The sequence below is a fragment of the Maribacter sp. MAR_2009_72 genome, from assembly GCF_007827235.1.
GTDB lineage: Bacteria > Bacteroidota > Bacteroidia > Flavobacteriales > Flavobacteriaceae > Maribacter > Maribacter sedimenticola.
This window is the reverse complement of sequence record NZ_VISB01000001.1, coordinates 3,605,992-3,630,312: the sequence shown is the minus strand read 5'-3', so window position 1 is coordinate 3,630,312 and position 24,321 is coordinate 3,605,992. Positions and strand designations below refer to the sequence as shown.

General features: G+C 38.4%; 18 protein-coding genes. 14 read left to right on the top strand and 4 right to left on the bottom strand.

Annotation, left to right across the window (positions count from 1 at the left end):
• The first annotated feature begins 151 nt into the window (after positions 1 to 151).
• The 11 genes from JM81_RS15160 (at position 152) to JM81_RS15110 (ending at position 18,606) form a co-directional block, all read left to right on the top strand.
• Complete coding sequence (locus tag JM81_RS15160; RefSeq protein ID WP_144804665.1) at positions 152 to 3,007, top strand: gliding motility-associated C-terminal domain-containing protein; 2,856 nt, start codon at positions 152 to 154, stop codon at positions 3,005 to 3,007.
• 3 nt (positions 3,008 to 3,010) lie between these two features.
• Complete coding sequence (locus tag JM81_RS15155; RefSeq protein ID WP_144804663.1) at positions 3,011 to 3,961, top strand: type IX secretion system membrane protein PorP/SprF; 951 nt, start codon at positions 3,011 to 3,013, stop codon at positions 3,959 to 3,961.
• Positions 3,936 to 6,146 carry an OmpA family protein gene (locus JM81_RS15150; RefSeq protein ID WP_144804661.1) on the top strand — a complete coding sequence of 737 codons (2,211 nt, stop codon included), beginning with the start codon at positions 3,936 to 3,938 and terminating at the stop codon, positions 6,144 to 6,146. The genes JM81_RS15155 and JM81_RS15150 overlap by 26 nt, the downstream gene beginning before the upstream one ends.
• A 98-nt stretch (positions 6,147 to 6,244) precedes the next feature.
• Complete coding sequence (locus tag JM81_RS15145) at positions 6,245 to 6,562, top strand: cupin domain-containing protein (protein WP_144804659.1); 318 nt, start codon at positions 6,245 to 6,247, stop codon at positions 6,560 to 6,562.
• Between the two features lie 72 nt (positions 6,563 to 6,634).
• Complete coding sequence (locus JM81_RS15140; RefSeq protein WP_144804657.1) at positions 6,635 to 7,420, top strand: SDR family oxidoreductase; 786 nt, start codon at positions 6,635 to 6,637, stop codon at positions 7,418 to 7,420.
• 237 nt (positions 7,421 to 7,657) lie between these two features.
• The gene (locus JM81_RS15135) at positions 7,658 to 7,900 is read left to right on the top strand and encodes a hypothetical protein (protein WP_144804655.1); all 243 of its coding nucleotides are present in this window, start codon (positions 7,658 to 7,660) and stop codon (positions 7,898 to 7,900) included.
• 88 nt (positions 7,901 to 7,988) lie between these two features.
• Positions 7,989 to 8,939: an NAD(P)-dependent alcohol dehydrogenase gene (locus tag JM81_RS15130; RefSeq protein WP_144804653.1), complete on the top strand. Its 951-nt coding sequence runs from the start codon at positions 7,989 to 7,991 to the stop codon at positions 8,937 to 8,939.
• 190 nt (positions 8,940 to 9,129) lie between these two features.
• Entirely contained in the window at positions 9,130 to 10,167 is a 1,038-nt protein-coding gene (locus JM81_RS15125) for an adenosine deaminase (protein ID WP_144804651.1), read from the top strand.
• A gap of 150 nt (positions 10,168 to 10,317) precedes the next feature.
• On the top strand, positions 10,318 to 16,371 hold the full coding sequence (locus JM81_RS15120) for an alpha-2-macroglobulin family protein (protein WP_144804649.1): 6,054 nt from the start codon (positions 10,318 to 10,320) through the stop codon (positions 16,369 to 16,371).
• 505 nt (positions 16,372 to 16,876) lie between these two features.
• Positions 16,877 to 17,602: a carboxypeptidase-like regulatory domain-containing protein gene (locus JM81_RS15115; RefSeq protein ID WP_144804647.1), complete on the top strand. Its 726-nt coding sequence runs from the start codon at positions 16,877 to 16,879 to the stop codon at positions 17,600 to 17,602.
• Entirely contained in the window at positions 17,602 to 18,606 is a 1,005-nt protein-coding gene (locus JM81_RS15110; protein WP_144804645.1) for a transglutaminase domain-containing protein, read from the top strand. Before JM81_RS15115 ends, JM81_RS15110 begins: the two co-directional genes overlap by 1 nt.
• Before the next feature lie 2 nt (positions 18,607 to 18,608).
• Here the strand turns inward: JM81_RS15110 and JM81_RS15105 are convergent, their stop codons facing one another.
• The 4 genes from JM81_RS15105 to JM81_RS15090 form a co-directional block, all read right to left on the bottom strand.
• Positions 18,609 to 19,127 (bottom strand): DUF4136 domain-containing protein, encoded by a 519-nt coding sequence (locus JM81_RS15105; RefSeq protein WP_089259414.1) that lies wholly within the window; start codon positions 19,125 to 19,127, stop codon positions 18,609 to 18,611.
• A 119-nt stretch (positions 19,128 to 19,246) separates the two neighbouring features.
• Positions 19,247 to 19,957, bottom strand: a complete 711-nt coding sequence (locus JM81_RS15100) for an ion transporter (protein ID WP_144804643.1) — start codon at positions 19,955 to 19,957, stop codon at positions 19,247 to 19,249.
• An 11-nt stretch (positions 19,958 to 19,968) separates the two neighbouring features.
• Positions 19,969 to 20,970, bottom strand: coding sequence for a GTPase ObgE (gene obgE, locus JM81_RS15095; RefSeq protein WP_144804642.1), 1,002 nt, complete (start codon positions 20,968 to 20,970; stop codon positions 19,969 to 19,971).
• 57 nt (positions 20,971 to 21,027) lie between these two features.
• The gene (locus JM81_RS15090; RefSeq protein ID WP_144804640.1) at positions 21,028 to 22,137 is read right to left on the bottom strand and encodes an adenylate kinase; all 1,110 of its coding nucleotides are present in this window, start codon (positions 22,135 to 22,137) and stop codon (positions 21,028 to 21,030) included.
• Positions 22,138 to 22,272: 135 nt separating this feature from the next.
• Between JM81_RS15090 and JM81_RS15085 the strand changes: the two genes are divergently transcribed.
• The 3 genes from JM81_RS15085 to JM81_RS15075 are packed head-to-tail and all read left to right on the top strand — an operon-like array spanning position 22,273 to position 24,316.
• Positions 22,273 to 23,427: a 5-(carboxyamino)imidazole ribonucleotide synthase gene (locus JM81_RS15085; RefSeq protein WP_144804638.1), complete on the top strand. Its 1,155-nt coding sequence runs from the start codon at positions 22,273 to 22,275 to the stop codon at positions 23,425 to 23,427.
• Positions 23,428 to 23,432: 5 nt separating this feature from the next.
• A complete protein-coding gene (purE, locus tag JM81_RS15080) occupies positions 23,433 to 23,921 on the top strand; it encodes a 5-(carboxyamino)imidazole ribonucleotide mutase (protein ID WP_089259409.1) in 489 nt (162 codons plus the stop codon).
• A gap of 2 nt (positions 23,922 to 23,923) precedes the next feature.
• On the top strand, positions 23,924 to 24,316 hold the full coding sequence (locus JM81_RS15075) for a hypothetical protein (RefSeq protein ID WP_144804636.1): 393 nt from the start codon (positions 23,924 to 23,926) through the stop codon (positions 24,314 to 24,316).
• Positions 24,317 to 24,321 lie beyond the last annotated feature (5 nt).

Sequence of the window (24,321 nt, the reverse complement as noted above, 5' to 3'; positions counted from 1 at the left end):
ACCAAATACATGTGCCAAACAGATTTAACAATCATGTTTAGTAGTATTCACCCTACAAATTTGGTAACTGACAACATATTTTTTATCACCCTGTCTTTCCGAAATACCTTTAAAAATGGACAATTACATCCAACCAACCAATTCCCCTTAAATGAACATTTTAAAATTGAGGTTTTTAATTGTATCGCTATTAGTCCTAAGCTCCTATAATTTTGTTTATGGACAATGCGCCGGCACAAGCACAACCATTGATGTGTGTACCAAAGATGCCGATGTAGGCAATAGAAACTTTGACCTTTTTGCCCAATTGGGCGGAACCCCAGCAACTGGTGGTACATGGTCTACTACCAACCCCGCAAATTTTGTAGCACTAAACCAGACTACGGGCATAGTAGATTTATGGCGTATCAACAATTACGGTATTCATAGATTTACTTATACCAATACCGCCTGTAATCAATCTGCAGTGGTGACCATTAATCTTGGCGGCTATCCAGGGGAGGATAATATAGATGGCAGTGCCAATGCCTGTAGTGATGACTCCAACGTTAACCTGCATGGATTCTTGGGCAGTAATATTGATGGTAAAGTACAGGATTTTAATGGTCTTTGGGAAGAAGACCCCAGTACAGCAACCAATCAATTGGAGAACAATATTTTCAATGCGCAGGCCGCTGGTCCGGGCATTTATATATTTACTTATACGGTACCCGAGGTAAGTAGTTGTGCCAGTCGTACATCTACCGTTATTTTGGAAGTTCATCCAGCCGCCAACTCAGGATTACCCAATAGTCTTACCTTTTGTACCAATGAAGATCTGTCTGGCTATACCAATCTTGATTTGAACAGTAGATTAGTTGGTGAAGACCCCAACGGTACATGGTCGGAAAATGGCACGAACCAACTCAGTGATTTAAATGATTCTTTTATAAATATTCAGGAACTGAACGATAATTTTGGATATGGCACCTATTCATTTACATATACGGTTTTCCCCAGTCACCCGGTTTGTGAAGAACAGTCCTCTGTAGTCAACATTAATATATTACCTGTTTTGGACGGAGAGATTACTACAGAAAGTGTATGTTTTGGTTCGGACTATATTGTTGAACTAACCTATGACGACACAATCTTTCATAATGGTTCGTTTATATTAACGTATTCCGTAGATGGTAGGCTAGAGGAAGCCCCTACGACATTGACCAACGGTAGCGGTAGTTTTATGGTAGATCCGGATCTGGTACCTGTAAATAGAATTTTAACGCTTAGCGTTCTAGGAATTGAAAGCGTTTCGCCTTTGCGGGACATATGCCCTACTATTTTAGTGCCGCCCACCACGTTTTTGGCTGCGGATTCAAGTGTTTCCTTACAAGATATTTGTGTGAATAACGATGCAACGGTAACCTTTACCAATATTTTGGACGAGGATGGCAATTTTGCCAATGGTGCGTATAGTACCGATTACACCTTAAATTTACCTACGGGCGACCCTATAGTGATATCCAATGCGCCTTTAACGTTTACTAACGGTTCTGCATCTTTAACAATTCCGAATACAAATTTTGCTGCCGAGGGCGATTATGATATAGACTTAACAATAACGGATAGTTATTCTACCAACTGTCCGCTAACTGCTAATTTTATTGTAATTCCCGTTACTAGCCCTATACAATTGGACTTACAAATAGATAATAATTGTGACGCAACACAAATAGATGTCATTATAGATGCGCCTGTTTTAAGTGATGGTTCCTATACCATAACTTATGATGTTATGGAAATGGATTCCAATACCATATTGACGACCAATACCATTAATTTTACGGGCGGTACGGCAGACTATCAAATTGATGTGGATGCATTGCCCATAGGAAATTATACGGCAAGTGTTCGAAGTACCCAAAATGATACGACCCCATGCCGTCTAGTGTATGATTTTGAAGAACAGGAAAACTTCTCAAGAGGCGGTATACCAGAAGCTCCTCAAGCAGCCGAAGAACAGATATTCTGTACGGTTGATTATCCCAATGGACCTACCTTAATGGATATAGAGGTCACTTCCAATGGAGCGCTTTTATTTTATGCCACCGCAACGGACACCGATATACTTCCTATTACGACCTTACTGGAAAACGGGGAGGATTATTATATATCCAACACCGATCCCGCAAATAATTGTGAAGGTTCCGACCGTATACGTGTATTGACAATTTTAAGCGATCCTTCAGGACCAACTACGAACAATTCCGCCCCCATCTTTTGTGCAGAGGATAACCCTACATTATCCTTGATTGCCATAGATAGCCCAGCAGGTAATTCCATTATATGGTTTAATGCGGATGTAAGCGGCACTTTATTGGATTCAACCACAACCTTGGTAGATGGACAAACCTATTATGCCGCAATCCTAAATGAACAAAATTGTACCAGCAGCCAACGATTGGCAATAACGCCAACAATCATAACCGTGGCGCCATCCAATTTATCTGACACCGAACTAACGGCATGTGGATTGGACAATCCTACGGTGCAAGAACTTAGGGCCCTGGAAGATGAAATGGAAAATGACGTTTTTTGGTTTCTTACGGAAACAGGGGGTACTGCACTTGATAATGATACCCCATTACAAACGGACACTGTTTATTATGCCGAAAGTAGGGACCCGGCAACTGGTTGTTCTTCTGCATCCCGTGTTCCGGTAAATGTAGACTTAAGCGCATGTAATCCGGAAGATTATGATTTTTTCATTCCGGACGGGTTTTCTCCCAATGCGGATAATCGAAACGATACCTTTTTTGTTCCCAACATTGATACCATTTTTCCCGACTATACCATTGAAATCCTTAACCGATATGGTACAACATTATTTAAAGGCGATAAAAACAATCCCGCATGGGATGGTAGTAATGGTTCTTCCATTGCACCAAATGGTATTTATTTCTATATCATCAATTACAACAAGGATAACTTTGAACCCGTCCAAGGAAGATTATATTTAAACAGATAAGCAATGCAAAATACACTACAACACTTAAGGATTGTTTGCATAGCTATGCTAATTTTCCTTTGTAAAGTTCAGGCACAACAAGACCCACAGTACACCCAATACATGTATAATATGAATGTGGTCAACCCCGCATATACCACCAACGAGCCGGGCATGTTAAATTTTGGGACGTTGTATAGAACCCAATGGCAAAATGCCGTAGGTGGACCAAAGACCCTAACCTTCTTTGCCCATACCCCATTTTCAAAAAAAATTGAGATGGGCGCCTCAATAATATCCGACGATATTGGAGACGGCTCATTAAAAGAAAATAATATCTATATAGATTTTGCATACATACTAAAACTTAATGAACAAAGTAATATAAGCCTAGGCCTTAAAGGAGGAGTCACAACGTTTCAGACCAATTTTAATGGTTTTAGACTGCCAGAGGTGCAAGATGACCCGGCATTTAATGAAAATCTAAACAATACGTTTCCAAATATTGGTATCGGCGCATTTTATACCAGGGACAAGTTCTATGCAGGTGTATCCATACCCAATCTATTGACCTCAAAACATTTGGAAAACAGGGATGGCATTACCCGTATTGGTGCAGAGGCCATTCATTTTTTCGGTATGGCAGGCTATGTGTTCAACATTCATTCAGACTTAAAAATAAAACCCTCTATAATGACCAAAATGGTACAGGGGGCACCAATTACGGCAGACCTTTCTATAAACGCATTGGTTAACAATAGGTTTGAGGGCGGGGTATCTTATCGATTGGATGATTCTGTCAGTGCCATGTTCAATATTGCAGTATTGCCCGCTTTTCGCATTGGTTACGCCTATGACTACACCATTTCTAACCTTGGGTCGTTCAATAATGGATCCCATGAAATTTTCCTACTGTTCAACTTAGACCTTTGGGGACTTAAAAAGGGCTATGACAAATCTCCTAGATTCTACTAAAATGAAAAAGACTATAACACTCATTATCACAGTACTGGGAACCTATGGAACAATTTGGGGCCAACATGAGGTAGATCGGGCCAATGACCTTTTTGAAAAAGCATATTATACAGATGCCATACCCCTTTATGAAGCGGCGTTGCCAATGAAAAAAAGCAGCGTATTGATCAAGAACTTGGCAGATTCCTATTACCACACGTTCAATTTAAATGCATCCGCCCGTTGGTACCGCTACCTTATTTCCAATTATGGGGATACCGTCAATGAAGAGTATTTCTTTAGATTGAACCAATCTTTAAAAGCTATAGGGGAATATAAAGAAGCAGAAAAAGTGCTTGGTGATTATTATTCAAAAGAAGGACAGACAGATAAATTGCTACAATTAAGGCAATCTTCTACATATCTTGATAATGTAAAAGCTATAGGTGAACGATATACAATTGAAAACAGTGCACTGAATACGGGCACATCAGAATTTGGGGCCATGCCAATTGGAAACGAAATGTGGTATACCGCCGCACATAAAAATTCGAAATCCAAAACTTACCGGTGGAACAATCAACAATACCTTGATATTTATACCCATCCATTGGAAAAACAAATGTGGGGAGATAGTTTAAGTAGTGAACTTCCCGGCCAAGTAAATACGCGATTACACGAGGGGACTTTTACACTTTCATCAGATAGAAAAACCCTTTACTTTACCCGTAACAATTTTAAAAACGGGAAACGCAAGACCGATGACCGTAAGATATCCAACCTTAAAATATACCGTGCCATATTGGAAGACGGTGAATGGAAGCATATTACGGAACTGCCCTTTAATAGTGATGAATATTCCAATGAACATCCAACCCTAAGCGCAGATGGCACTAAACTCTATTTTTCATCGGATAGACCGGGTGGTTTTGGTTCGCTCGATATTTATGAGGTCACTATACAATCAGACGATTCCTATGGTGCTCCTATAAATTTAGGTGCTTTGATCAACACCGATAAGAAAGAACAATTTCCTTTTATATCCTCTGATGGAGCATTGTATTTTTCTTCTAACGGACACCCAGGTTTTGGTCTATTGGATGTCTTTATTTCCAAAAGTGACAATGGAGTATGGCAGCATCCGGATAATTTGGGCTTACCTGTTAACAGTGGTTATGATGATTTTTCCTATGTGCTGAACAACGATGGCAAAACAGGGTATTTTGCTTCCAATAGGCCAACGGGTAAAGGAAGCGATGACATCTATAAATTTACCGTCACCAAAGAACTTACCATAGAAAATTGCAAGCAATATATCACCGGAACTATAACCGACCGCACCACCACCCTGCCCCTAGCAGGTGTCAATGTCCTATATCTGGACAACGCAAACAACCTTATCATGACCGTTACCACAAAAGAAGATGGAGCTTTTTCTTTTGATGCCGACTGCGAGACCGCATATACCCTAAAAGCTGAAAAAGCCGGATATGAATCAAATATGAGAAACGTAATTACCGATAAAGTACGTAGCGCTATAAAAGATGCGTCCATGTATTTATATTCTATTACCGAACGTGAAAAAAACCAAGCCATAACAAAGCAAAAAAAGCTAGCGGAAGAAAAAGCACGGGCAGAAGCTTTGGCCATAAAAAAACTGGAAGAAGAAAAAAAGGCAAAACAATTACTGGCACAGCGTACCATAGAAGAAAAAGAACGTAAAGAAAAAGAGCGCCTTCAAGAGAAAGTTAGGGCGGAACAAGCAGTTGCCAAAAAAATAGAGAATGCCTTAGCCAGTGAAACCGCCTTGGTCAAGGAAACCGACCGCACCATAATAAAAACTGAGGAAATCCATTTTGATTATAGCCTGTGGTACTTAAGAAGGGAATCTAGGGAGCGCTTAAAAACAGTTATAGATGTAATGAAGAATAATCCGGGTATGATCATTGAAATAGGAACCCATACCGATATTAGGGGCAATGGTAAATACAATAAGGAACTTTCTCAAAAACGTGCAGATTCCGCAAAGGAATTCTTGGTAAAGAACGGGATTGAATCCGGTAGGATCGTATCAAAAGGATATGGGGAATCTAAGCCTATTGTGAAATGCGCCACTGAGCAAGATTGTACCGAAGAAGATCATGAATGGAACCGTAGATGTGAGTTTGTGGTAATTGGTTGGGATTATGACAGCAAGAACCCATAAGGAACGCTCATTCAAAAAAGAAAAGCCTCTTTGGAATAACCAAAGAGGCTTTTCTTTTGCAATCGTTTGGTTTATCTTAGTCTGGTAAAAAACAACACATGAGCTTAAATCTTTCCAATATTCCTTCTAAAGAAATTATGCCCGATTACCATGGCAAGTTGGTACATTCCCAACATATGAGTATTGCATTTTGGGAAGTAAAAAAAGATGCGATAGTACCGGAACACGCCCATATGAACGAACAGATCATGCATGTAATGGAAGGTGATTTTGAATTTACGCTGGATGGTGACACCAAAATTTACGGTCCAGGGGATATCGTTATCATTGCACCTCATCAAAAGCATAGCGGCAAAGCATTGACAGACTGTAAATTATTGGATGTGTTTAGTCCCACACGTGAAGAATACAGATGATTTTTTAAGTTTTATATCCCTATTTTCTAAGGGAAAAAGGCAGTAATGTAATAGAAAAACATAACGTAGAACATGAACATTTCCTTACAAAATAAAAAAGCATTGGTAGGTGGCAGTAGTGGTGGTATAGGTAAGGCCATTGCCCAGCAATTGGCAGCAAGTGGTGCCAGTGTCACATTAATGTCACATAGTGAAGATAAGCTACGTGATATTGTTGAAGCCCTACCAAAGGAGACAGGGCAGAAACATCAGTTTTTGGTGGTAGATTTCAATGATTTTAATGATTTTCAAAACAGCATCAGTAACTATTTTGAACATAATTCCGTCGATATTCTGGTAAACAATACCCAAGGCCCTTCGGCAGGTTCTGCGCTTGAAAAAAATGTTTCGGATTACCAAGAGGCTTTTGATCTACTTTTTAAAACCGTAGTCTTCACCACAGAATTGGCACTGAAGCAAATGATTGCAAAAAATTGGGGCCGTATCATTAATGTGGCATCCGTATCGGTTAAAGAACCTTTATCTTATTTGGCCCTGTCCAATACAATTCGTGCCGCTGTAGTAACCTGGGCAAAATCATTGGCCACGGATGTGGGCAAATATCAAATAACGGTGAACAATGTGCTGACCGGTTATTTTGATACCGACCGTATAGCTCAGTTGAATGCAAAAAAAGCGGAACAATTAGGTATTGCACAAAGTCAGGTAAGGAAAGATATGGAATCCAAAGTACCGTTACAACGTATAGGTGACCCCATTGAATATGGATATTTGGCAGCTTTTTTAGCTTCTGATAATGCCGCTTATATTACTGGAACCAACATCCCCATAGATGGCGGACTTTTAAAATCCATGTAATTGCATTCAAGAAACTACTTTCATGTTTATTGGAAATCCATAGTAGCTTGTGCATCATTAAGACCCACACCTAAAACCAACCGAAAAAAAACTAAAATAATGTAACGGCAATTTTATAAAGGCAGGTTTTATATTATTGAAGTATAGGAACGTGTATAATCGGGTAAAAATGAAAAGGGAATCTAGTATAGTTATGCCTTTACAATCCAAACCACGTATCTTTTCAAATGGATGAGAATGGGAAATGCAGACCCCATTGCCTACATTAACAATTATCCCGGACGCTTCTTTAGCTGGCATACCAAGGACGATATGGAAATTGGCGCCAGTGGCAAGGTCAATTTTAAAAACTTGTTTTCCTATGCCAAAAAAGCTGGCCTTAGATATAATGTGGCGGAAGTTGAAAAATACAATTTTGACCCCATGCTCAGTGTTGAAATGGGTTATGAATTCTTATATTATTCAGACATAACATGGTAGTATGTATTGATAATGAATAAACTACCGCTATAAAACCGTAACGGATTAGGGGAAATGCCTACAAATACAAAAACAGCAAATACCCCTTATGAAAGCTTACGTAAAACTAAAATATGGCGGCCCGGAAATTCTTGAATTAAAGGATATATCAACACCTGAACCTAATGCCACTGAACTACTTGTTAACATAAAGGCGAATTCCGTAAATCCTGCTGACTGGCATATATTAAGAGGAAAACCCTATTTAACACGTCTAGCATTTGGACTGATCAAACCCAAAAATAAAGTCCTTGGAGCGGATTTTGCCGGTGAAGTCACCAAAATTGGTTCCCAAGTAACAACGTTTCAAGTAGGCGATATGGTTTTTGGAGAACGTACCCCAGGTGCTGCTTTTGCTGAATATGTTACAATTCCTGAAAATAAGTGTGCCCACTTTCCCAATACAATGAACGTACCAAAAATGGCTTGCCTACCAATGGCAGGGACCACGGCATTACAGGCACTGCTTACCCATGGAAATTTGAAAAAATCTGAAACGGTGCTCATTAACGGAGCTTCAGGTGGTGTAGGCCATTTTGCTGTCCAGGTCGCAAAAGCTTATGGTGCAAAGGTAACGGCAATCTGTTCGGATAAAAATAAAACTTTTGTAAAGAAACTTGGTGCAGATGACGTCATTGCCTATGACAAAGAAAATATACAATTTCACAACAAGGTCTATGATTTAGTAATCGATGCACATGGCAATTTTAGACATACGGACTATAAGCGTTTAGGTAAAAGAGGTGTCATTATAGGTTTTACCACCATGAACAAAATGATATCGCTACTTCTTAGAAAAGCGTTCAGCAAATATCCATTGGCTCAATTTACGGCTATGCCAGATAAGAAAGATTTGGAAACCTTGGCACAACTTATAGCGGACAAAAAAATTGATGTGCATATAGCACAAGAATTTAGTTACCTGGAAATTCCTAAGGCCATACATATACTGGAAAAAAAACGAACCCGTGGTAAATTGGCCATTACTTGGGAGCACTAACGTGTTACGTTTACATCGCAGTCGGTTTTACCTATGTAATCAAAAAATAAAACTGGCAAATATCACTTGGATCGTATCCAAAGTATTATCCCTTAATTAAAAAATCTAGGACCGGTATAATTGACATTAGATATGTAAATTTATAAACCGTTCCAATTTACTGTTGAGGACAATAAAAATTAATCTGCCTATGAACCCATCTCACCTGAAAGAACTAATACAAGGTATTCCTAAAACAGAACTACATTTACATATTGAAGGGAGCTTGGAAGCGGATCTTATGTTCAAGATTGCAAGGAGAAACAATATTGAATTGGCATATAAATCTGTTGAAGATTTAAAAAAAGCATATAAGTTCAATAACCTACAGGAGTTTTTAGACTTGTATTATCTAGGTGCCCAAGTCTTGCTCCATGAGCAAGATTTTTTTGAATTAACCTATGAATATTTAAAAAAAGTACATCAACAAAACGTTGTTCATGTAGAAGTATTTTTTGACCCGCAAACGCATACAGAAAGAGGTGTTCCGTTTTCAGTGGTAATTAATGGAATCTATAATGCCCTAATAAAAGGTGAACAGGAATATGGCATTACATTTAAACTGATTATGTCCTACCTAAGACATTTAAGCGAAGAGGCCGCTTTTAAAACATTGGAAGAATCCTTGCCATTTAAGGAATGGATAGATGGTGTAGGCCTGGATTCTTCGGAGTTGGGCAATCCCCCAAGTAAGTTTATCAATGTTTTCAAAGCATCGGCAGCACAAGGGTACAAATTGGTGTCCCATGCTGGCGAGGAAGGACCAAAAGAGTATATCTATGAAGCATTGGACCTCTTAAAGGTTATCCGTATTGATCATGGTAATCGTTGTGTGGATGATGAAATATTAGTAAAACGCTTGGTAATGGAACAAATTCCATTAACGCTATGTCCTTTAAGCAATTTAGAACTAAAGGTCGTTCAAAAATTAGAAGACCATCCCGTAGCCAAAATGTTGGATAAAGGGATTTTGGCAACCATACATTCAGATGATCCCGCATATTTTGGAGGATATATGAATGAGAACTACTATGAGACCGCTAAGGCATTGAATTTATCCACAACCCAATTAAAACAGTTGGCGATCAACGGCTTTAAAGCAAGTTGGCTAGATCAAGAAGCCAAAGAAAAGCACATAGAACAGGTTAAGGAATATTTTGAAACCTATTCAACTACACAATTACGCTAAGTACTTTTAACGATTTATGAACTGCCAACAGCCCTAAAACAATAGTGGTCAGTTTTAAAGAACAGCTTACTAACCCAAAAATACCTTTTACTAATTTTAGGTTGATTGAATAATAAATTTGGCACAGTTTTGTATTGTAATTTTACATATATGAAAAGACTACATATCATTCTCGGTATTTTTTTGTTTGCCCAAATTGGCAATGCACAGCAAAATGATGACTATACGACCCTTTGGGAACAAGTAGAAAAATTGCAGGACGACAATTTGACCAAATCCGCACTTGAACTTGTAGAGTCCATTTCCAAAAAAGCAAAACAGGAAGGCAATAAAACTCAAATTATAAAGGCCCTACTGCATAAATCCAGGTATGGGCTAACCTTAAAGGAAGATGCCGAGTTAAGTATTGTCAATGATTTTAAAATGGAAATCGATGATTCTAATGGTGTCGTCAAAAATATTCTCCATAGTTATCTGGCAAACATTTATTGGCAATACTTTCAAGCGAACAGGTATCGATTTTATAATCGTACTACTACAGCACAAAAAGTGGATACGGTAGATTTCAGAACGTGGGACTTGCACACACTATTTCAGGAAATAGATCAAAATTTTCAAGCTTCCCTGGCGAATCCGGCAGATTTACAGGCTACTCCCATTGCAACGTTTAGCACGATATTGGAAGAGGAAAAAAATTCTAGCACGTTCAGGCCTACACTTTTTGATTTGTTGGCCCATACGGCATTATCCTTTTACACCACAAGTGAAAACAGCATTCAAAAACCGTTAGAAGTTTTTAAAATCAATACCGCTGAAATGTTATGTGATGCATATACATTTAGTACAATGGAAATTGATAAGGAACAATCGGTTTCACTGCAATCTAAAGCGTTGGAAATTTACCGTCAGTTAACGGCCTTTCACTTTGGCAATCCTGATCTGGCGCCCCTGACCTTAGTAGATATTGAGCGTCTATTGTACACCCACAAACATGCTACTTTTTCCAACAAGGATGAAATTTTGATAAATGTTTTAAAAAATACGGCTGACGGAATACGTAATAGTCCTTATGCAGGTTTGTACCTCTATGAAATTGCCGAACGATACAAGGAAATAGGAGGACTGTACAATCCACGGTCTGCCAATGAACACCAATGGAAATTAAAGGAAGCCGTAAAAATTTGTGATGAGATTATTGCCAAATTTCCAAATAGCAGGGCTGCAGAAAAATCTATCGCCCTTAAAAATGAAATTACCACTCCATTCGTACATGTTACGTATGAAAAATATATTCCAAACAACACGGTGGGTAGACTATTGGTAACCTATAAAAACGTTGAACATATTGAGTTAACGGCGCATTCTATTTCAAGAACAGCGTTGGAAAAATTGAATGAGCTATATAATGAGGACGAAAAATTAGCACTGATTTCAACGTTACCAATAGCGCAATCATGGAATGCCGCCTTAACCACGGAAAATGACCACCAGACCCATAGTACTGAAATTTCAATACCAGCATTGAACAATGGTCAATATATAGTTCTTCTACAGCCTAAAGATTCAAAAGCATCTGCTTACAGTTATGAAGTAGTACAGGTAACGGATTTTGCGGTAAACGAAACACAAACCAATACACACCAAACCTATCATGTTCTGGACCGCAATAACGGCAGACCCATTGCCGGGGCAACCGTTACCTTTCATTACAGAAAAAATTATAATGCACCCCAAAAAAGCGAAACCTTTACCAGCAATGATTTAGGAAACATAACAATAAAAAAAGACAAGGATACATGGGGCAATAACAATATAATCGTTACAAAGAGTAATGAAACAGCCTACTTTGACAATTATTATTTAGGCAGAAGTTATAATGACACCAATGAGTCCGAAACCAACACATGCTTTTTATTTACCGATAGAAGTATATACAGGCCTGGGCAACCCATATATTTTAAAGGAATCGCGGTACAGCAAAGCAATGGAGATTCAAGTATTATTACGGACACTACCCTAGAAATAGCACTTTTTAACGCCAATGGCCAAATGATATCAAGCCAAATGAAGGTTACCAATGACTATGGTTCTTTTTCAGGTGAGTTTGTATTACCCAATGATGGACTTACGGGAAGGTATGCGCTACAAATTTATTCGGACGATATTGAAATTAATGGCTATCATCCACTTTCCGTTGAAGAGTACAAACGACCAAAATTTGAAACGGACTTTAAACCGATCAGCGACAGCTATAAAGTAAACGATAGTATAACCGTAACAGGTAAGGCCATGGCTTATGCGGGCAGCGCCATTACCAATGCAAAGGTCGTATACCGTGTCAAAAGAATTGTTGACCTACCCGTTTGGTATTATTGGCGTAGGCCTCAAATCCAAAATACACCACAGGAAATAGTACAGGGCGAGACCATAACGGACGATAATGGTAATTATTCCATACATTTTAAGGCTTTGCCCGATGAAAGCATGAACAAGGTAGACCTCCCCATATTTAACTATGAAATCACTGCCGATGTAACGGATATTAACGGTGAAACCCGAAGCGCTACTACAACTGTCAAGGTAGGTTATCATGTATTAAATGTAAAGCTCTTGCTTCCTAAGGTATTGGATAAGGAAACTAAAGATGCCCAGTTCAGTATTAAGAGCACCAATTTAAATGGTATGCCAGTTTCGTCTACCGGTACCATTAAACTTTATAAATTACAAGCACCTACCAATGTATTACGTTCCAGACCATGGCCAGCCCCAGATTATAGTGGGTTTACGGAACAGGAGTTTAAGGAACTATATCCGTATGATGCTTACAAAAATGAAGACGACCCTGCTCAATGGGAAAAAGAAAAAATGGTATGGAAAACCAATTTCAATACTGCGAACACAACTACCATAACCCTGGATAAATTAAAGAAATGGCGGTCGGGCAATTATGTAATGGAACTGGAAACGAAGGATAAGTTTGGACAGCCCGTAAAAGATATAGCACAATTGACCCTTACCGATAATGACAACAAATTGGCGGATAACCAATTGTTTCAGGTTAAAACTGATCAACCGAAATATGCCATTGGCCAAAAGGCGAAAATTACATTTTTAACGAATGCCAACGAACTTGATGTAATGGTTTATATTGAAAAAGATCATGAAATTGTGGACTCAATGCTGATCAACCTTAGTACATCAAAGACAATAACACTTCCCGTAACAAAAAAAGATTTGGGTGGTTTTGCAGTGCATTATAGATACGCCTATAAAAATTCATTTCATGCGGAAAGTTTAATTATACCAGTACCGTACCCAAACACAGATTTACAAATAGAAACCTTGACCTTTAGGGATAAACTTGCTCCCGGTACGGATGAAACGTGGTCGTTCAAAATAAAGGGAAACAAAGGTGATAAAGTTGCCGCAGAACTTTTGGCAAGCATGTACGACAGCTCTCTTGACCAGTTTACAACCCATAATTGGAGTTTTAATCCGTTTGATCGTCCCACATATTTTTCAAGGATTAGATTAAATGCCCAAAATAGTTTTGCAACGGGTAGTTTTAAAAACTATCTCAGTTACCCTAATATTAGCTACTCATCCTTAATTTTTGATGAACTCAATTGGTTTGGGTTTAATTTAAACAGAATCAATTATGGTTTCTATGAAAGCAGAAAAGGGTATGCGCAAAAGTCTGCCCCAATGGTTTCAAGCCTTGAAGATTCCAATGCTAAATTAGATGAGGTAATTATCACTGGAAGTGGTATTCCCGACAGTGTAAATACAATACAAGAAGAGAGTGAGGCGACAGCAGAGAATAATACGGAAACTACTCAGAATACGGTACAACCACAACAGGTTGCTATTCGCAAAAATTTACAGGAAACCGCATTCTTTTTCCCAGATCTTCGCACAGATAAGGACGGTCATGTAACCTTTAGCTTTAATTCCCCAGAAGCATTGACAAAATGGAATGTACAATTGCTTACACATACAGCAGATTTACAAAGTAACATTGTCAATTTATCAACGATTACCCAAAAAGAATTAATGGTCGTTCCCAATGCCCCACGGTTTTTAAGGGAGGGAGACGTAATTACCATCAGTACAAAGATTGCCAATCTAACTACGAAAAAGCTTTCTGGGAAAGCCACGTTGGCGTTAACGGATGCATTAACCAACAAGGATATTTCTATGGATGTGCTATCAGAATCCAATCAGGACATATCGTTTCGGGTAGATTCACTTAACAACACTCAAGTGTCATGGCAGTTAAAGATTCCAGAAGGGGTACAATCCGTTCAGTATAAAATAATTGCACAAACCGGTGAATTTTCAGATGGGGAACAAAATATGTTGCCCGTTCTTTCCAATAGAACTTTAGTGACTGAAACGTTACCAATGTGGATAAGAGGCAATCAATCTAAAACTTTTACCCTGAACAAATTAAAGAACACAGACCAATCTACAACACTAAAACACCATAAACTGACTTTGGAGATGACCTCCAATCCTGCATGGTATGCCATACAGGCCCTACCCTATTTAATGGAATACCCTTATGATTGCAATGAACAGATTTTCTCCAGGTTTTATGCAAACACATTGGCAAGCCATATTGCAAACAGTAACCCTAGAATTCGCGATGTATTCGATCAATGGGCAAATGAAGATATTTTGATGAGCAATCTTGAAAAAAACCAAGAGTTAAAATCATTGCTTATTCAGGAAACCCCATGGTTGCGTGATGCACAATCAGAAAAGGAACAAAAAAAACGGATAGGCCTTTTGTTCAATTTAAATAAGATGAAAAACGAAGAAGGCATCGCATTAAGAAAACTAACCCAAAACCAAAATTCCAATGGCGCCTGGGCCTGGTTTAAAGGAGGTCCGGACAACCGTTATATAACACAACATATTCTTACCGGTTTTGGACAATTAAAGCATTTGAACGTCAGTGCGCTTAACAAAACAAATAACAATAGGATAATCATAAATGCACTAGAATATCTAGATACGGAATTTGTAAAGGAACATGAGAGAATGTTAAGAAATTACTCAAATATCAATGATGATCATTTAAGTATATATCAGGTTCATTACTTATACATGAGAAGCTTTTTCCCGGATGTGGCAACTTCTCAAAAAGTAGAAAAAATAATAACCTATTATGTAACACAAGCACAACAATATTGGCAGAAAAAAGGGTTATATGCACAAGGCATGTTGGCATTGGCCCTGCACCGTATGGGCGATACCAAAACAGCAGTTAAAATATTGAGCGCTTTAAAAGAGAATAGTATTGTTAGTGATGATTTGGGAATGTACTGGAAAAACAATACCAGTTCTTGGTTTTGGTATCAAGCCCCTATTGAGACACAAGCATTACTGATCGAAGCTTTTTCTGAAGTAACGCCCACGGATGTAGAAGTTTTGGACAATCTTAAAATTTGGTTGCTCAAACACAAGCAGACCAACCAATGGAGCACCACCAAGGCCACTACAGAAGCTATATACGCCCTATTGCTTAAAGGCAATGATTGGTTATCCGTTTCCGAAGCGGTTGATGTTGAAATTGGAGGCAATCCCATTAATCCTTCAACATTGGAAGATGTTAAAATAGAAGCCGGTACCGGATATTTCAAAACATCATGGAACGGTAACGAAATTAGCCCAAAAATGGGTGAGGTCCAGATAAATAAAAAAGGTAAGGGAATAGCTTGGGGAGCTTTATACTGGCAATATTTTGAGGATTTGGACAACATTACCGGTGCAAACACTCCACTTGCTTTAAAGAAAAAAATCTTCTTAAAGAAAAACACCCCTACGGGCGAGGTCATTTCAGAAGTAAAGGACGATACTTTGTTACAGGTTGGAGACTTGGTTCGCATAAGAATAGAATTGTCATCTGACAGGCCAATGGAATTTGTTCATATGAAAGATATGAGAGCTGCCGGTTTTGAACCGGTAAATGTACTCTCCAGTTATAAATGGCAAGACGGACTTGGTTATTATGAAAGTACCAAGGATGCCAGCACTAACTTTTTCTTTGATTACCTACCAAAAGGCAACTTTGTTTTTGAATATGATGTACGCGTAAACAACGCAGGTAACTTTAGTAATGGCATAACCACTATTGAAAGCATGTACGCCCCTGAGTTCAAAAGCCATAGTGAGGGTATTCGTGTACAAGTGGAATAATCACATAATTTTATAACAAAAAAAGGCACTACAAATAGTGCCTTTTTTTTATGGGATAAAAGCTTCTTCGATCATCGGGTAATTCTGTAATCTCATCCAAATTCTATTTTCAATAGAATATAAATCAGATTTACGATTTTGGACAGTATCCATTTTTGCCGGTATATAACCTAGAGCTTTTTAAACTTCTTCAGTAGTTATGGTCTCCTCATTATAGCTGGAAAATACTATCAAACCTGCTGTAAAAAGATAAAATTTTCATTTTATGAATTAGATTTTAAAGTCGAAGTAAATAGTGTCTTTTTACGCATTGTTTTAAATAAACGATATAAAAACGTTTTAGAATACTATATTCTCAACTACCGGAATGTAACGAGCCATTTAATTTTAAGATATGACAAGTAATAGGCTTGCAAACTCACTCAAAGTGCAGCTTTACTCATTGTTAGTTTCGAGTGATTTGGTAATATGATAGATTAGGGGTACAATTATAAAACCACAAATTATGAAGCGTAATATGACCATTGGCCTGAGCACACCATGCAATGAAAAATTTACTAATTTTAGCAGTACTGAAATTGGAGGGTTCTGTACAAGTTGCCAAAAAGAAGTTATTGATTTTACCCAATTTACCGATAAGGAACTTGTGCGTTACCTATCCACTGCCACAAGTAAAACATGTGGCCGCTTTAAACCATCTCAATTGAGGACCTATAAATATAAAACGCTACCAATGAACAATACCTTAGTTTCTAAAAGTATAGGTATAATGGGCTTTTCCCTATTGGCGCTGTGCACGAATAAAATCAGTGCCCAAGAGCCTGCACTTACCAATCCGCAAACGGAAATTACCGCTAATGTTGTTAACAACACGGGCAAGGTTTCCACAGTACAAGAACAATATTTGGTTATTGGTACCATTATAGATGAATCTAACGAACCACTACCCGGTGTAAACGTAATCCTTAAGGGCACTACTGTTGGTACACAAACAGATTTTGACGGCAAGTTTGAATTCCCCGATCAATTGGAAGTAGACGATGTTCTAGTATTTAGTTTTCTTGGTTATGAAACACAAGAATATACCATTAAAAAAAGTAAGACCTCAACAATTGACATTCAATTAAAGTTTGATACCTATGATGTTGAACTTATGGGCGAAGTGGTTATTGACGGTACATATACCAGTAAGAAAAATATATTTCAAAAATTCATTGCCATTTTTAAATAATGAGGGTCACTTTCCTTATTATCGTTTTTATTGCTAATGTTTTACATGCCCAGCGTGCTGATTTTATATTGGTAGATTTTAAAAAGGCCGATAGTATAGCCCATGTGTACAAGGACAGTAGTCTTAAAAATCTACCTGTCCTTGTACATCATTTGACGTCAACATTACAAACGGACGTAGAAAAATTTAGGGCAATATACACTTGGATCGGCACCGCAATAGAAAATGACTATGCATCCTACCTTAAAATAAGCAATAAGAGAAAGAGATTTGCAAAGGACAGGGACGCCTTTCTAAAGTGGAACCATACTATTACCCCTAAAGTCTTTCATAAATTACTAAACGAGCGCAAAACAGCCTGCACAGGGTACGCCTATTTGGTAAAGGAAATGGCCAACTTGGCGGGGTTTAGATGTACAATAATTGACGGCTATGGACGCACGCCTACATTACAGTTAACTGAAAATAGTATGCCCAATCATTCTTGGAACAGCATTGAAATAGGAGGCAAATGGTACGTGTGCGATGCCACTTGGTCTGCTGGGGAAACTATAATAGATAACGGAACGCCAAGATTTTCTTCACAATATTTTGATGGTTATTATCTGGCCGAACCAACATTGTTCATTAAAAACCACTACCCCCTAATACCAAATAATTCCTATCCAAAACCGAATATATCCTTTACGGAATTTCTAGAAGGCCCTGTTATATATAAAGAAGCCTTTAGAGAATCATTAATACCTGTCCTACCTGAAAAAATGCATAGTTCTATAAAAAAAGGGGACAGTATTGCGTTTCACATTCAAGTTCCCAAAACCTTCACTGGGAAGCTACAAGTATTGATAAACAAATATGGCAATCAAATAGACATCAATTCAGAAGTACAACGAAAAGCAAACGTAATGGGCCTGGTGCAATATTTTGATAGGAAAGGCTTATATGATGTACACATTACTGCGAATAATGAACCTATTGCTACCTATGTTGTTCGGGTTAAATAATTTTATTCTGGTGGGTACTTGCTAAAAATTTTGTCCACAACTGCCTGTAATTTCTCAGACTTTTCTGCAGGTGTATCGCCTTCACGAAAAGGGCTTTCGCTAATAGCTTGCCAAATAAGCATGTCCTTATTGGCATCAACAAAGTCTATTTGAAGTTCTCTGGTCATTTTTGGACCGCCAACAGGTATACCTATAGAAACTCCGCCACCAACGCGACCTCCACCACCACCTAAACCAACCCCGACATTATTGCCTTGTTGGGTACTAAAAACGGTACTTTTAATATTAATAAGAACATCTGGCTCTTCGGCAAACATATATCCTTGTTCACCCAGTGTGGCATCCAAAGCATCCATTAATCTTTTTTCATCCAATTGACTAAGACCGGTCTCCATATCCCCAAAATAGTTATAGGTGGAATAGGAAGTAAAATCCGTTTGTCCATCATAATCATAGTTGACCTTTATAGACCCACAAGAGGCAAAAAGGAGTAATAATGTACTAAAAAGTAAAGTTCTCATACCGTTGCAATTTCTTAAAATTACAGAAAATATATGCGTGAAATTGATTTTTAGGTCGCTATTCGATTAAGGGACTATTAAAATTTTATCCCCAAATACTAAATAAGGGGCCGTAATTTTTATTCAGCTTCTTTTTTGTCAACAGACTTTGTAAGTGCAGATGAGATAATACCCGTTGGAATGGCAACAATACCCAAACCGATCATTAGGATAAAAAAGGTAAACACCTTGCCCCCTGCGGTTATAGGGTAAACATCCCCGTAACCAACGGTAGTAAGTGTTATTATTGCCCACCAAAGACTATCAAATATAGATGAGAAATTTTCTGGTTGCACTTCATGCTCAAAATAATAAATTCCAACGGCAGAAAAATAAATTAAGATCAAGGTAACGATCAAGAACAATAGTATTTCCTCCTTTGCCATGGAAATAGCTTTTGTAAAATGTCTAATGGCCCTATTATACCTCATTAATTTAAGAATACGAAACAGCCTAAGGAAACGCAATGCCCTTAACGACCTTAGGTCAATACCAAGCGAAAGGTAAAACGGCAGTATTGCCAAAAAATCTATGATGCCATAAAAACTGAAAATAAACTTTCCCTTATGATCAGCCACATAAATCCGTAATAGATATTCAATGGAAAAAACGACTACGCAAAATATTTCTATGGCCCGCAGCACTTTTCTGGTAAAAGGTTTAAGGTCAGGAACCGTTTCAAAGGAAAACGACACTATTGAAATAAATATTAATGCTTGTATGCAATAAGCAAATACCCTACTTTTTTTGTTATCGTTAATTTCAACAATATTTTTTAAATACTGCTTCATTTTAAAGATTCTTAATCGTTAAGCATTGCCCAAAGTTTGTCTTTTAATTCAACAATTCCTATTTGGGCCACAGAAGAGATAAACATAAACGGAGTGTTACCAAACTCATTATCGAGTTCCGCCTTCATTTCCTCCATGAGTTCCTCATCAAGCATATCACATTTAGAAATACAGATTAATCGTTCCTTGTCCAACAATTCTGGATTGTAACGTCTTAATTCATCTAACAGGATTTCATATTCCTTACTTATATCATTGCTATCTGCCGGTATAAGGAAAAGCAAAGTTGCATTGCGTTCTATATGCCTTAAAAAGTAATGGCCCAGACCTTTACCTTCTGCAGCACCTTCTATAATACCGGGAATATCGGCCATGACAAAACTCTTAAAATCCCTATATTCCACAATACCCAGGTTAGGCTTTAAAGTCGTAAACTCATAATCTGCAATCTTAGGTTTAGCCGAAGTTATAACCGACAATAATGTAGATTTTCCGGTATTGGGAAAACCTACCAAACCTACATCCGCAAGTATTTTCAACTCCAATAAAAAATCTCCTTCTTGTCCATCCTCACCTGGCTGGGCATATCTAGGTGTTTGGTTGGTTGAACTTCTAAAATGCCAATTTCCTCGTCCGCCCATGCCACCTTTCAAGATAATTTTTTCCTCGCCGTGTTCCGTAATTTCAAAAAGGACTTCTTTGGTCTCAAAATCCTTGACCACCGTACCCAAAGGTACATCCAAATACACATCCTCACCGTCTGCGCCGGTGCTTCGGCTTTTACTACCATGCTCACCATGACCCGCCTTAAAATGCTTCTTGAACTTAAAATTAACTAGGGTCCACAAATTTTGGTTACCCCGTATGATCACATGGCCTCCACGTCCACCGTCACCTCCATCAGGTCCGCCTTTGGTAATAAATTTTTCACGGTGTAGATGTACTGATCCCTTGCCCCCTTTACCAGAGGCCAAACCTACTTTTACATAATCTACAAAATTACCTTCGGTCATTGATTTTAGTGCTGTTCACTCCTTTTGGTGCCTTGATGGGGCACCAATGGAATAATGTTATTTTATCTCTTCGATTACTTTGGTAAGACGCTCGGTAATCTCCGCAATAGTTCCTATGCCGTTTACACTGTAAAACTTGCCCTGTGCTTCATAAAATTCCTTTACCGGGGTTGTTTTGATATTGTATTCATCAAAACGGTTTCTGATCTTGGAAACATCCTGGTCATCGCTACGACCACTTACTTTACCGCGTTCCAACAAACGCTCTATCAATACTTCATCATTGGCTTCCAAGGCAATTGTGGCATTGATGGCCATATCCTTGGATTCCAAAAAATTGTCCAAAGCCTCTGCCTGCGCAGCAGTCCTTGGAAAACCGTCAAATATAAATCCGTCTGCCTGGGAATTTTTCTCTACTTCTTCCTGCAACATTTTAATGGTAACCTCATCCGGCACCAATTCTCCTTTATCAATATAGGACTTGGCCAAGGTGCCCAGTTCCGTTCCATTTTTAATATTATATCTAAAGACATCTCCCGTAGAAATATGTTTTAGATTGTACTTCTCTTTTAAGAATTCTGCCTGGGTACCTTTACCCGCACCTGGCTTTCCAAAGAGTACAAGATTGATCATATGTTTCTGGTTTAGTTGGTATACTTCTTTTAAATTTCTTCCAAGTTCATTGTAATCAAGTCCATAACCCACAATAAAATTGTCAGGTATGGCCAATCCAAAATAATCTATGGTATACTCGCCCTTATATACATCCGGTTTATAAAAAAGACTTGCTATCTTAAACTCTTTTACATTGGTTTTTGAAAAAAGATGAACCAATTGTTGAAGCGTACGTCCCGTATCTATAATATCCTCTAAAATAATAACGCTACGACCCTCAAGATTAGCAGGAAGGTCCAAAAGGGTTTCTACAATTCCGGTTGAGGTCAAGCCTTGGTAAGAGCTTAATTTTACAAAGGATACTTCACAAGGGTGCTGGTATGCCTTTAGAAAATCTGACACAAACATGAACGACCCGTTTAAGACCCCAACAAATATAGGAGTCTCATCCTTATAATCTGCCGCAATCTTTTCGGCAACAGACGCTACGGCCTGTTGTATTTCCGTTTCGTTCAGGTACGGCGTAAAAATCTTGTCGTGAAGTTGTATCAATTTTCTTAAATTATCAAGGTTGGCAAAGATAAGGTATTGGCCTGTGTTTTTAAATAGAAAGGAATTGGTTTCTAAGATTTAACCGTATTTTTGTGCCACTTAAGGCGTTTTTAAACTCCTAAAAGCAATATTTATATGGATTACTTCTCTTCAGATTTTAAACTTGGAATTTTAGGCGGAGGCCAATTAGGCAAGATGATGCTTTATGAGACCCGTAAATGGGATATCTATACCAAAGTTTTGGATGCCTCGGCAGATGCACCTTGCAGAATGTCCTGCAATGAATTTGTACAAGGAAGCCTTTTGGATTATGATACGGTATACAATTTTGGAAAGGATGTAGATATACTAACCATAGAAATAGAGAACGTGAACCTTGATGCCTTAGAACAGTTAGAGGACGAGGGCAAAAAAGTGTATCCACAGCCAAGGGCCTTGCGCATAATTCAAAATAAGGCAAAACAAAAACTGTTTTATGTTGATAACGGAATACCTACGGCAGATTTTCAACGGTTTGCCTATTTAAGCGAAATTGAGGACAGTATTGAAAATGGCGCCTTACAATTTCCTTTTGTATGGAAAGTTGCTCAGTTTGGATATGACGGACAAGGTGTAAAGGTCGTAAGAAGCATTGAGGACTTAAAGGATTTACCCAAGGGAGAATGTATTGCAGAAACAATGGTGCCGTTCAAAAATGAGTTGGCGGTAATCGTTTCAAGAAATGCCTTAGGTGAAATAAAGACTTACCCAGTGGTGGAGATGGAGTTTCATCCAGAAGCCAACCAGGTAGAATATGTCATTTGCCCGGCACGTATAGATGATAAAGTAGCGGAAAAGGCACGGGCATTAGCATTGAAAGTAGCGGATAAAATAGGACTTACAGGACTCCTGGCCGTTGAAATGTTCCAAACCAAGGAAGATAATGTCCTAGTTAACGAAGTAGCCCCTAGACCCCATAATAGCGGACACTACAGTATTGAGGCTAGCTATACCAACCAATTTGAACAACATATTCGTAGTATCTTAGGTTTACCGTTAGGGAATACGGACAGTAAGGTTGCAGGAGTAATGGTGAACTTGGTAGGTGCAGAAGGCCATACAGGAAACGTGGTATATAAAAATATGGAAACTATATTGCGGATGGAGGGAGTTACCCCACATATTTACGGAAAAGCTCAAACAAGGCCCTTTAGAAAAATGGGCCACGTAACCATAGTGAACAGTGATCTCCAAAAGGCCAGGTCCATAGCGGAAAAAGTAAAGGAAACAATTCAAGTGATCTCAAAATAAACAAAATGAGTAAAGTAGCCGTAGTAATGGGCAGCACCAGCGATATGCCCGTAATGCAGGAAGCCATAGACATATTAAAAGGTTTTGATATAGAAGTAGATGTTGATATCGTTTCCGCCCACAGAACACCGGAAAAATTATTTGACTTCAGTAAAAACGCACATATTAATGGTTACTCCGTTATTATTGCCGGTGCCGGTGGTGCCGCTCACTTGCCCGGTATGGTCGCATCAATGTCGCCCCTACCCGTAATTGGGGTTCCGGTAAAAAGTAGCAATTCTATTGATGGTTGGGACTCCGTATTATCCATTCTTCAAATGCCAGGCGGTGTACCGGTGGCTACCGTAGCTCTAAATGGCGCTAAAAACGCAGGTATTTTAGCGGCACAGATTATTGGCAGTTCAGATAAATGTGTATTGGACAAGATTATATTGTACAAAGAAGGATTAAAGCAAAAAGTTATTGACGGTGCAAAAGCAGTAAACAATAAATAGATATGAAGCCTTACCTTATCTTGCTTCTAATACTCATTACTTCATGCCAATCCAACCAAGGTTTTGAAGAAATTCAGGTAAGCAAACCAACAATGGTTAGTATTTCTCCAGATAGCACAGTAACTAAACAATTACAGGAAAAAATGGGTGACGAGAACTATTTTGTCTTTATTGATGACGTAATGTGGTATGATAGTGAATTAATGATGTTGGTAGACAGTTTTGAAATTGAACAGCTTAGTACCGAAAAAAGAAAGATAAAATTAATTGGAGGAAATAATAATTGGCAAATTGACATGGACACCACTGATATAAAATGGCGATACATTTATTTTGATGGTTCGGAATTTTTAGAAAGTGATGCCATCGCTATGAAAGAATTTTTAAGCAATTAAAATTA